At 54.9% G+C, this 11,564-nt stretch carries 10 protein-coding genes; 9 read left to right on the top strand and 1 reads right to left on the bottom strand.

Annotation, left to right across the window (positions count from 1 at the left end; genetic code table 11):
- Positions 1–19: 19 nt before the first annotated feature.
- From rplI to ftsH, 5 genes are all read left to right on the top strand, one after another.
- A complete protein-coding gene (gene rplI, locus ACTQ34_RS04925; RefSeq protein ID WP_295945583.1) occupies positions 20–466 on the top strand; it encodes a 50S ribosomal protein L9 in 447 nt (148 codons plus the stop codon).
- A gap of 217 nt (positions 467–683) precedes the next feature.
- Positions 684–2,048: a replicative DNA helicase gene (dnaB, locus tag ACTQ34_RS04920; RefSeq protein WP_441362772.1), complete on the top strand. Its 1,365-nt coding sequence runs from the start codon at positions 684–686 to the stop codon at positions 2,046–2,048.
- 4 nt (positions 2,049–2,052) lie between these two features.
- Positions 2,053–3,387: a tRNA lysidine(34) synthetase TilS gene (tilS, locus tag ACTQ34_RS04915; RefSeq protein WP_441362771.1), complete on the top strand. Its 1,335-nt coding sequence runs from the start codon at positions 2,053–2,055 to the stop codon at positions 3,385–3,387.
- A gap of 3 nt (positions 3,388–3,390) precedes the next feature.
- Positions 3,391–3,945, top strand: a complete 555-nt coding sequence (gene hpt / locus ACTQ34_RS04910) for a hypoxanthine phosphoribosyltransferase (RefSeq protein ID WP_441362770.1) — start codon at positions 3,391–3,393, stop codon at positions 3,943–3,945.
- A gap of 42 nt (positions 3,946–3,987) precedes the next feature.
- Complete coding sequence (gene ftsH, locus ACTQ34_RS04905; RefSeq protein ID WP_441362804.1) at positions 3,988–5,958, top strand: ATP-dependent zinc metalloprotease FtsH; 1,971 nt, start codon at positions 3,988–3,990, stop codon at positions 5,956–5,958.
- Between the two features lie 95 nt (positions 5,959–6,053).
- On the opposite strand, the gene ACTQ34_RS04900 is transcribed toward ftsH, so the two are convergent.
- Complete coding sequence (locus ACTQ34_RS04900; RefSeq protein WP_441362769.1) at positions 6,054–7,379, bottom strand: sodium-dependent transporter; 1,326 nt, start codon at positions 7,377–7,379, stop codon at positions 6,054–6,056.
- Between the two features lie 229 nt (positions 7,380–7,608).
- On the opposite strand from ACTQ34_RS04900, the gene ACTQ34_RS04895 reads away from it, so the two are divergent.
- Genes ACTQ34_RS04895 through ACTQ34_RS04880 form a run of 4 tightly spaced genes read left to right on the top strand, consistent with a single transcriptional unit; the run spans position 7,609 to position 11,474 of the window.
- A complete protein-coding gene (locus ACTQ34_RS04895; protein ID WP_441362768.1) occupies positions 7,609–8,049 on the top strand; it encodes an ACT domain-containing protein in 441 nt (146 codons plus the stop codon).
- 47 nt (positions 8,050–8,096) lie between these two features.
- A complete protein-coding gene (locus ACTQ34_RS04890; protein ID WP_441362767.1) occupies positions 8,097–9,308 on the top strand; it encodes a homoserine dehydrogenase in 1,212 nt (403 codons plus the stop codon).
- 18 nt (positions 9,309–9,326) lie between these two features.
- Positions 9,327–10,217 carry a homoserine kinase gene (thrB, locus tag ACTQ34_RS04885; RefSeq protein WP_441362766.1) on the top strand — a complete coding sequence of 297 codons (891 nt, stop codon included), beginning with the start codon at positions 9,327–9,329 and terminating at the stop codon, positions 10,215–10,217.
- A gap of 48 nt (positions 10,218–10,265) precedes the next feature.
- Complete coding sequence (locus ACTQ34_RS04880; RefSeq protein ID WP_441362765.1) at positions 10,266–11,474, top strand: aspartate kinase; 1,209 nt, start codon at positions 10,266–10,268, stop codon at positions 11,472–11,474.
- The last annotated feature ends 90 nt before the right edge of the window (positions 11,475–11,564 follow it).

The following is an 11,564-nucleotide window of genomic DNA, read 5'->3' as shown; positions in this document are numbered from 1 at the left end:
AAAAGGAGTTAACACAATTATGAAAGTCATTCTCAAAGCCGATGTCAAGGGCAAGGGCAAGAAGGGCGACCTTATCGAGGTCAGTGAGGGCTACGGCCGCAATTTTCTCATGCCGCGCGGACTGGCCGAGCCGGCTACGGCGGATAATCTGAACGTCAAGAAGGCGCAGGACGAGGCACATGCACGCAAGGTTGCGCTTGAGCAGCAGGCCGCGCGCGAAGCGGCGGAAAAACTCAAGGTCAGCCCGGTTAAAGTACCGGCCAAGGGTGGCTCAGGCGGCCGTCTGTTCGGTGCGGTGACCTCCAAGGAAATCGCGGAGGAGCTGAATAAGCAGTACGGTTTGAACGTACCCAAGCAGAAAATCGTGCTGGAAGAGCCGATTAAGACCTTCGGTGTGCATCGCGTCAAGGCAAAGCTGTACCAGGATATCGCAGGCGAGATTCTGGTGCAGGTAGTAGAAGCGTAAAACGCTTATAGGGGGCTTCATAAGCCCCCTATATACGAAGAGCGGTTCCGAAGAAACCGCTCTTCGATACCCGAACGCCGCCGCCAAAGGCGGCTGAGTCGGGGTATTCAAACACCCGGCAAAGCTGGGCGTTTGGATGCAAACCGTATAGCGGTTTGCGGAATAATGGTCGCGTGGGGCGCGGCAAAGCGAATTTTCGAAGAAAGGCGGTGCGGTTTTGGATGAGCTTTTGATGCGGCAGGTGCCGCAGGACCTGACGGCAGAGCAGTCGCTTTTAGGCGCAATGCTGGTCGACCCGAACTGCATCCCTGAGGTGATTGAGCAGGTGCGCGCGGACGACTTCTATGCCGACGAGAACAAGCGCATCTTTGAAACCATCTATTCCATGTTCAACGGCGCGCAGCGTATCGACCCGGTCACGGTACTAGATATGCTCACGCGCATGGGCTATTATGACGAGGCGGGCGGCCGCGCGTACCTGTTCCAGTTGATGGAGGTTACGCCCGGCGCGCGCAACGTCAATGAATATGTGCGTATCGTGCGTGACAAGAGTCTGCTGCGCCAGCTCGCGGATGCGGGCAGCGAGATTCAACAGAATGCGCTCGAGGCGCGCGGCGAAGCGTCCAGCATTGCGGAACTGGCTGAGCAACGGATTTACGGCATCCGGCAGGGACGCGAAATCAAGGGCCTGTCCAAGCTGAGCGAGGTCATTGCCGACCTATATACCGAGCTGGATGAGCGCGCCAAGTCGGACAGCGACATTCCGGGCATGTCGACCGGATTCCATGCGCTCGATACTGCACTGACCGGCCTGAATAAATCCGACCTCATTCTGATTGCGGCGCGTCCTGGCATGGGTAAGACAGCGTTTGCACTCAATGTCGCGTTGAACGCTGCTAAGGCGAGCGTGAAGGATAAGCCGCGCGGCTATAAAAAGGGGACGGGCGTGTGTGTGTTCCAGCTCGAGATGGGCAAGGAACAGCTCGCCAGCCGCTTTTTGTCCAGTGAAGCGCTCATCGAGTCACAGAAACTCAAAACCGGCAATCTGGATGAAGAAGACTGGGTCAAGATTGCCCGCGCGTCGGGCGTGCTGGCCGGGCTGAACATCTATGTGGATGACAATCCGGCTATCACGGTTGCCGAAATCAAGGCGAAGTGCCGCCGCCTGGGCGAGGAGCTGGGCCTTATTGTTATCGACTATTTGCAGCTGATGCATGTCGGCGGACGGCACATGGACAACCGTGTGCAGGAGGTCGCGGAGATTTCGCGTTCGCTTAAGATTATGGCGAAGGAACTCAATGTGCCGGTAGTATGTCTGTCGCAGCTGTCGCGTGCGTCCGAGCAGCGCTCGGATAAGCGGCCGATGTTGTCCGACCTGCGTGAATCCGGCGCCATCGAGCAGGATGCGGACATTGTCATGTTTATTTATCGTGATGACTATTATGATGATGAAAGCGAGAACAAGAACATCGCGGAAATCATCATTTCAAAAAACCGTCATGGCGCAACGGGTACGATTGAATTGCAGTGGGTTGGTCAGTACACGACCTTCTCCAACCCCGACCGTATCCATGGAGACTAAATTTATGCTGGAAACAGTCAAGCAGTCCATTGAGGCATATAAAATGTTGCAGCAGGATGAGTCGGTGCTGGTGGCGCTGTCGGGCGGCGCGGATTCCGTGGCGCTGCTGCGCGCGCTGTACGAACTGGGTTATCCGGTGCGGGCCTTCCATCTCAATCACTGTCTGCGCGGCGCGGAGTCCGAGCGGGATGAGGCGTTTTGCCGGACATTGTGCGCCCGGCTGGGCGTGGAACTGACGGTCGAGCGCGTGGATGTATCCGCGGCGGTACAGCAGGGCAGCGGGGTCGAGGAAACTGCCCGACACATTCGCTATGCGCGGCTGCAAGAGGCTGCGCAGGGCACAAAGATTGCCACCGCCCACACCGCAGATGACAATCTGGAAACCGTGCTGTTCCATCTGGTGCGCGGTACCGGCCCGAAGGGATTGGCGGGGATTCCGCCGGTGCGAGGGCAGATTATCCGCCCGTTGCTGCGGGTGGAGCGCGCGCAGGTGGAGGCGTATCTTGCGGCACTTGGGCAGGATTATGTCACCGACAGCACAAACGCGGACGAAACCTACACTCGTAATCGTATCCGGCACACGGTCGTGCCCGTACTGCGGGCGATTCAGCCGTCCGCGGCGCAGGCTGTGGCGCGGCTGGGAAATCTGCTTCGGCAGGATGAGGACTGTTTGGGCGGTTTGGCGCAGGAATGTCTGGCGCAGGCGGAGCGGCCGGACGGCACATGGGGGATTGCCCCGCTGCGGCAGGTGCATCCCGCGGTGCGCGCGCGTGCGCTGCGGCGCTTGCTTGTGCAGAACGGTATGCCGTTGCGGGATGTAACCGCGCAGCATATTTCTGCGCTGGAACGACTGCTGGGAAGCGCAAATCCGTCCGCCTGTTGCGCGTTGCCGCACGGATTCATCGCGCAGCGTGAATACAATGTGCTACGGCTGATACACGGGGAAAACCAACCGGAGCGGCCTGCGGTACCGCTATCTGTGCCGTCCGAGCAGATGCTGTGGGATGGCAGCGTGCGGGTTTCGGTGCATGTCCTAGAAAAAAACGAAGTTTTTTACAAATCATTCAATACTTTTTGCGTGGATTGTGGTACAATAGATTTCGTATCGTTGTGCGTTCGCACACGCAAGGCGGGTGACCGTATTCGACTGACGGAAAAGGGCGGCAGTCGGACGCTGAAAAAACTGCTCATCGACCGTAAAGTTCCACGCTGCAAGCGGGATGGGCTGGCGGTCATAGCAGATAAAACCGGCGTGATTGCCGTGCAGGATATAGGTATGGATTGTTCGCGTTCCCCGCAGGGGGGCGCGCGGATGCAAATAAAAATAGAGGGGTATTGAAAAATGGCATATGATATGCGGGACGATATCAAGGAAATCTATTTTACTGAGCAGCAGCTGGCGGACAAGGTCGCGGAGCTGGGCGCACGCATCACTGAGGATTACCGGGATAAGAATCCGCTGATCGTCAGCGTGCTCAAGGGTTCCTATGTGTTCATGGCTGATTTGACGCGCAAGATTGACACACCCTGCAACGTGGATTTCATGGTCGTGTCGAGCTACGGTAAAGGTACCAAGACCTCGGGCGAGGTGCAGATCATTAAGGATATCGAGCAGCCGATCGACGGGCGGGACCTGCTGATTGTGGAGGACATTCTGGACTCCGGCGTGACGCTCAGCTATCTGATGCAGGTGCTGACTGCGCACGGCGCGCGTTCTATTCGTCTGTGCACGCTCTTGTCCAAGCCTGCGCGGCACAGAGTGAATGTACCGGTCGATTATCTGGGCTTTGAGATTCCGGATGAATTTGTGGTCGGCTACGGTCTGGACTATGCTGAAAAATACCGCAATCTGCCGTATATCGGTATTTTGAAGCCGAGTGTTTACGGCGGCGAGTAAATATAAACAAGGAAGAGGTGTCAAACCAACTTGAAAGGCAAAATGAAGGGCTTTGGCCTTTATCTCATCATTCTGGTGTTTCTTCTGGCGGGCGTCAGCTATGTTATCAGCCAGACCCAGCAAACCGAGCCGGTTACCTATTTTGATGTGTACACCTATTTCACCGAAGGCAAGGTGGACCAATATAAGGTAGACGATTCGGTGCTGACCATGCATCTGCGCGATGAAAACCGCATAGTCAGCTATGATTTGGGCGGTTCGCGTGATATCTGGTGGGCGCAGCTTGGTGCAACCATTGATGAGCAGATGCGGAACGGTACGCTCAAAGAGGTCGATTATGTGACCACCACCATTCCGTGGTGGGCGCAGTTCCTGCCGTATGTCATCCTGTTTGTGCTTCTTGGCGCATTCTGGTATTTTATGATGAACAAACAGTCCGGCGGCGGCGCAGGCCCGATGCAGTTCGGCAAGGCGCGCGCGCGTCTGGCGCAGGACGATAAGCGTAAGGTGACGTTCAACGACGTGGCCGGTGCGGACGAAGAAAAGGCGGAACTGCAGGAAATTGTGGAATTTTTGAAAAACCCACAGAAATTCGTGCAAATCGGCGCGCGTATCCCCAAGGGTGTGCTGCTGGTTGGCCCTCCGGGTACCGGTAAAACCTTGATTGCACGTGCAGTTGCAGGCGAAGCAGGCGTGCCGTTCCTGTCCATCTCCGGTTCGGACTTCGTTGAGCTGTATGTCGGCGTCGGCGCATCGCGTGTGCGCGACCTGTTCGAGCAGGCCAAGAAAAACGCGCCGGCAATCGTATTTATCGACGAGATTGATGCGGTCGGCCGTCAGCGCGGTGCAGGCCTCGGCGGTGGGCACGACGAGCGCGAGCAGACTCTTAACCAACTGCTGGTTGAGATGGACGGCTTTGGCGCAAACGAAGGCGTTATTGTCATTGCAGCCACCAACCGTAAGGATATTTTGGATAATGCGCTGTTGCGTCCGGGCCGTTTTGACCGTCAGGTCTATGTCGGCGCGCCGGATGTTAAGGGTCGTGAGGAGATTCTCAAGGTGCACGCACGCAACAAGCAGTTTGACCCGGACGTAAAGTTCGCGGATATTGCCAAGACCACGGCGGGCTTCACCGGCGCGGATTTGGAAAATCTGCTCAACGAGGCGGCGCTGCTGGCGGCGCGCCGTAATAAGAAGCTGATTTCTCAGGAGGAGATTGAGGAATCCTTGCTTAAGGTGGTTATGGGTGTGGAAAAGAAGAGCCACATCATCACCGATAAGGATAAGCGCCTGACGGCGTATCATGAAGCCGGTCATGCAATCTGCTTCCACGTGCTGCCGACGCAGGATCCCGTGCATCATGTCACGATTATTCCGCGTTCTTCCGGTGCGGGCGGCTTCACTATGCCGTTGCCGGAAGAGGATCAGGCTTATCGCACCCGTAAGTATATGGAGGAATATATCATTGTCTGCCTGGGCGGCCGTGTAGCTGAGCAGCTGACGATGGAGGATATTTCGACCGGCGCATACGGCGATATCAAGCAGGCCACGCAGATGGCCCGTGCGATGGTCACCAGTTATGGTATGAGCGAAAAAATCGGCCCCATCGATTACGGTTCGGACAGCGGAGAGATTTTTCTGGGCCGCGATTTTGCAGCGGGCAAGGGCTATTCCGAGGTCAAGGCGGCGGAGATTGATGACGAGGTTCATCGCATCATTGAAGAGGCGTATCGCGCCTGCAAAAAGCTGCTGAGTGAGCATCTGGAGCAGATGACCCGCGTAGCGGAATATCTGATCCGAAATGAAACCATGGACGGCGAGACCTTCGTGAAGGTGTATAACGGCGAAGTCGTACCGGATAAGGTGGTCGGAGAGGATTTGATGACCGAGCTGAAGGAAGAACTCGATGCCAAGGTTGGCAAGGCACCGGAAAGCGCTGCCAATGCCGCTGACGCAGACGAGTCTGGCGAGGAAGAAAAGGATGCGCCTACTCATTCGGACAATCAGGACTGATTCCTGCAATAATAAAAAATCCCACGGGAAACCGTGGGATTTTGTTTGACCGGCACAAGAAAAGGGAGCGGTTTTCCGCTCCCTTGTTCGTTGTTTCAGCCGATGCCGCCAGGAATCACAAAGCTGCATACCACAACCAGTGCAGCGAGAAAAACATAGACATACTTGGCAAGAAAATCATATGCCGGGCTGAGAGGCTTTTCGCGGCCTTCCATCAGCTCTTTCTTGATGGTCTTGACGCCGAGCACCCAGTAGATCATCACAGCGCCAAGGATTGCGCCGATCGGCACGATATAAATCGTGATGATATCCATCCAGCGGCCCATCAGGGCTTCCTGTTCAATCAGCAGGCCGACCGCGAGTGTTGCCGCGCCGGCCACCACAACGGCAACCTTGCGGCTGAGCTTGAGGCGTGTCTGGGCGGCCTCAGACACCGCTTCCAGCATGTTGGCCAGCGAAGTGATACCGGCAAACAGCACGGAAATGAAAAACAGGAATGCAAACAGACGGCCGAGTGGCATCTGCTGGAACACACGCGGCAGTGTGATGAACAGCAGTTTGGGACCGGAGGCGGGGTCCAGTCCAAAGGCAAATACCGATGGGATGACCGCAAAGCCCGCAAGCATGGCCGCACAGGTATCCAGAACAGCGGTCATACAGGAAGAGTGGACAACATCCTCCTTTTTGGAGAGGTAGGAGCCGTAAATGATCATACCCGATCCGGTTACGGAAAGCGAGAAGAACGCCTGCCCCATCGCCATAATCCATGTGCGAGGGTTGAGCAGATACTCCCACTGAGGGACAAGCAGGTACTTATATCCCTCCAGCGCACCCGGCAGAAAGAGCACGCGCACCGCAATAATCAGGAACAAAATAAAAAATGCGGGCATCATCACTTTGTTAATCTTTTCAATACCGCCTGAAACACCAAAAATCAGGATGGCAACCGTTATTACCACGACGATTGCATGCCACGGCACACTTGACAGGTGTGTAGCGCTCATCTGAGCAAAAAAGGTTTCCGGCTCGGTGGACATAAGTGTGCCGGTCAATGCGCCGAACGCGCACCGCAAAACCCAGCCTACGATAATCGAATAGCCGATGGCGATGCCCAGCGAGCCGAACAGCGGAATGGCACCCAGAATCGCGCCGCCTTTTGTGCCGCGCGTTTTCATTGCATATTCATAGGAGCCAATCGGACCAGTGCCGGTCAATCGGCCAAAGGCAAATTCACCCGACAGACCGACATAGCCGAACAGCGCGATAAACAGCAGATAGGGGATGAGGAAGGCTGCGCCGCCGTATTGGCCGGTACGATAAGGAAACATCCAGATGTTGCCCATGCCGACAGCAGAGCCGACTGCCGCCAGTACAAAACCAATTTTAGAAGTAAAGGTACCATTCACACTTTTTTGATGCATCTTTTTAATCTCCGGTTTCTTTCAAAAGTCTATATAGTATATCATACCGTCCAAAAGAAAACCATACGCGATTTGACCAGAAAAGGACGAGCTCTTTGTCATATCCGACAAAAGCCCGTGCGGAAATTCGGGAAATTTATCAGTTATTCCCTTGCACTTATCGTCCGCTTATGGTATGATAGGAAAGCGTGAGAAAGACACATGTCTTTTTAGGGAGGACAAACAGCGCATGGTAAAACCAAAATACTATCTGGTCGAACGCACACTGCTGCCGGAAGTGTTCCAGCGTGTGATCGAAGCGAATGAGGCAATTGCCTCAGGCAGGGCGGCGACGGCAAGTGAGGCGGCGAAAATCGCCGGGCTGTCGCGAAGTGCGTATTACAAATATAAGGATGGTGTGCGCCCGTTTTTCGAGGCAACGACTGATCGGATCGTGACCTTCCACTTTATGTTGCACGACCAGCCGGGTGTGCTATCGAGCATTCTTGGGCTGATGGCTCGTTCGGGTGCAAATTTGTTGACGGTTAATCAGTCAATTCCGATGCGTGGGCAGGCATCTGTGACCATTGCCGCTCGTACCGGAGAGATGAAGTATTCGGTTGAGGATCTGCTGCGCCGTGCGGAACAGATGGAGGGCGTAAGCAAGGTGGAAATTCTGGCATCCGAATAAAACTGACATTCGAATAAAAATAGAACCGAAGGAAAGGAAACGGGATTATGATAAAAGCAGCAATCATGGGACACGGTACGGTTGGATCCGGCGTATATGAGGTGTTTGAAATGAATGCCGAAAAAATCGCGCGTGTGGTCGGTCAGCCGGTCGAGGTGAAATATGTGCTGGATTTGCGCGATTTTTCTGCGCTGCCGTATGGACACAAATTTGTGACAGACTTTTCTGTTATTGAAAACGACCCTGAGGTTACGGTTGTAGCCGAGGTCATGGGCGGGGTGGGGGCTGCCTACGAGTTTACGCGCCGCTGCCTGCTCGCCGGCAAAAGCGTATGCACCTCCAATAAGGAGCTGGTTGCCACGCGCGGTGAAGAGCTGCTCAGAATCGCTGAGGAAAAGGGCGTAAACTATATGTTTGAGGCTTCGGTCGGCGGTGGTATCCCGATTATCAGGCCGATGCTGCAATGCCTTGCCGCCAATGAGTTCAACGAGATTTGCGGTATTCTCAATGGCACGACCAACTATATCTTGACACAGATGATTCATAACGGCGTTACCTTTGAGGATGCGCTCAAGCAGGCGCAGCTGAATGGCTACGCGGAAAAGGACCCGACAGCTGATATTGAGGGCCATGACGCCTGCCGCAAAATCTGTATTTTGGCAGATTTGGCTTTTGGTGACAAGTTTAACCCTGAGCAGGTGTCTTGCGAGGGCATCACCAAGATTACGCTGGAGGACGTTGCCAACGCCGACAAGTTGGGTTGTGTGATCAAGCTGCTCGGCCGCACGGTGCGGTGTGAGGACGGCACGGCCTATGCCTATGTTGCGCCGCATCTGATTCATAAGGAAAGCCCGCTGGCCGCGGTGGAAGATGTGTTCAACGCCATTATGGTCAATGGCAATGCGACGGGCGACGTGATGTTCTATGGCAAGGGCGCGGGCAAACTCGCCACTGCTTCGGCTGTTGTGGCGGATATGCTTGACTGCATTGAGCATGCGGACCACCGCCGTCGGATTTTCTGGGGCGATGGGTCGAAAAATTTGCTGCGTCCGCTTGACACACTGCAAAGCGCATGGTATGTTCGTTTCAAGGGTGCATCGCGTGATTTGGAAGCACTGCTGCCAGTGGAAAGTCTGACCGAGCCGGTTAACGGTGTCACGGTGGTCAAGACACGCAAACTGTCCACGGCGGAGATGCAAGAAAAGATGGAAAAGCTGAACGCTTGTGGCGAAGTGCGTGCTGCCATGCGTATGCTGTAAGAGGAGGATAACAGGAAAATGGTTCGTGTTACTGTTCCGGCCACGAGCGCCAATATGGGTTCGGGCTACGACAGCATCGGCATTGCGCTCGAATTGTATAACATAATTGATATGGAAGAAAGCGAACGCATCGATATTTCGGATAAAAACGGTCAGTTTGTGCCAAAGGACGCGCGCAATCTGATTTACCAGTGTGCAAAACGGGTATACGATGAATGTGGTAAGCCGCTTGCAGGCCTGAAAATTATTGAGGACTGCGCCATCCCGCAGACGCGTGGCCTGGGGTCATCCTCGGCCTGCACGGTTGCGGGCATTATGGGCGCGAATGCACTGCTGGGTGAGCCGCTCGACCGGCAGGCCATCATTGACCTTGCAGCGACGATTGAAGGCCATCCGGATAACTCCACGCCCGCTATTCTAGGCGGCTTCTGCGTGGCGCTGCTGGAGAATGGTCATGTACATCACGTGCGTGTGCCGGTGCATGGTGCGATTGACTTTATCGTATTTATCCCGGATTTTAAGCTCTCGACCGAGAAGGCGCGCGCGGCGCTGCCCAAAACCATCGCACATCATGATGCGGTGTATAATCTGGTGCGCGCGGCGCTGCTGGCTGGCAGTCTGACAACCGGCAAGCTGGAAAATCTGGATGTGGCGACGGGGGACTGCCTGCACCAGCCATACCGCTTCGGCCTGATTGAAAACGGCGAGGACATTGTCCGCGAGGCGAAGCAGCTGGGGGCGCTGGGCGCATTCATTTCGGGCGCCGGCCCGTCCATCGTTGCGATGGTTTATAAGGGGGACCGCGACTATCTGTCGCGTGCGCAGGCGGTCTGTGCGGAAAAATATCCGCATTGGAAGGCCGTGCAGCTGCGCTGCGACGAGGTTGGTGCGACCGTGAAACGCATGTGAGCGAGGCCGCTTTTGCGGCAGGCTATATAAGGAGGAAGCGAAATCAGTATGAGTCTTATTGTGCAAAAGTTCGGCGGCACTTCGGTGGCGGACACCGAACGGCTGAGAAATGTTGCGGATATTGTCACCAAGACTGCGCAGGCTGGCAACAAGGTAGTTGTTGTGGTCTCCGCGCAGGGGGATACCACCGATGATCTGATTGCCAAAGCAGCGGAGTTGAATGACCATCCGTCCAAGCGTGAGATGGATGTGCTGCTCAACACGGGTGAGATGATTTCAATGTCGCTGCTGGCGATGGCGATTCAGAAGCTTGGCTTTTCGGTTGTGTCACTGACCGGATGGCAGATTGGGCTGGAAACCAACAGCAATTATTCGGATGCGCGCATCAAGCGCATCGTGGGGGACCGCCTGCAGGCGGAGCTGGATAACGGAAAAATCTGCATCGTGGCAGGCTTCCAGGGCATCAACAAGCTCGGAGATGTGACGACGCTCGGCCGCGGCGGATCGGATACCACCGCTGTTGCGATTGCGGCGACGCTGGGTGCCGATCTGTGCCAGATTTATACCGATGTCGACGGCGTATACACCGCAGACCCGCGTATCGTTTCCAATGCGCGCAAGCTGGATGCGATTACGTATGATGAAATGCTGGAGCTGGCGTCGCTTGGTGCGCAGGTTCTGCATAACCGTTCGGTAGAGATGGCGAAAAAATACAACGTCGACCTGGAGGTCGTTTCGAGCTTTACCCGCAATCCGGGTACGAAAGTCAAGGAGGGTTCTCACATGGAAAAAATGAATGTATCGGGCGTGGCCCGTGATAATAATTGTGCGCGTGTGGCTATTATCAATGTAGCGGATACCCCGGGCACGGCGTTCAAGGTGTTTTCGCTCATGGCCAAGCACAATGTCAATATCGACATTATCCTCCAGTCGGTCGGCCGTGACAATAAAAAGTCCATTTCCTTTACCATTCGTGAGGATGATGCGGAGCGCGTTGGCAAAATTCTGGAGGAAAACGCCGAAATGCTCGGCTATGAGGATGTTTCGATTAACACTAAGGTTGCTAAGGTGTCCATCGTTGGTGCGGGTATGGCATCCTCTGCGGGCGTTGCGTCCAAGATGTTTGAGGCATTGGCCATGGCCGGCATCAATATCCGCATGATCTCCACTTCGGAAATCAAGATTTCCGTCCTGATTAACGAGGAGGACAGCGAAAAGGCGGTCAAGGCCATCCATGAGGAATTCTTCAGCGAATAAGACCTTACTGAGAATTTGATAAAAAAATAACGAACCTGATTGACAAGTTTAGTCAGGTTCGTTATAATATTATTGTCATAATATTATCAA

The organism is Agathobaculum sp. LCP25S3_E8 (genome assembly GCF_052117165.1).
Classification (GTDB): Bacteria; Bacillota; Clostridia; order Oscillospirales; family Butyricicoccaceae; genus Agathobaculum.
The sequence above is the reverse complement of the archived record's forward strand: the minus strand, read 5'-3'. Positions and strand labels throughout refer to the sequence as shown.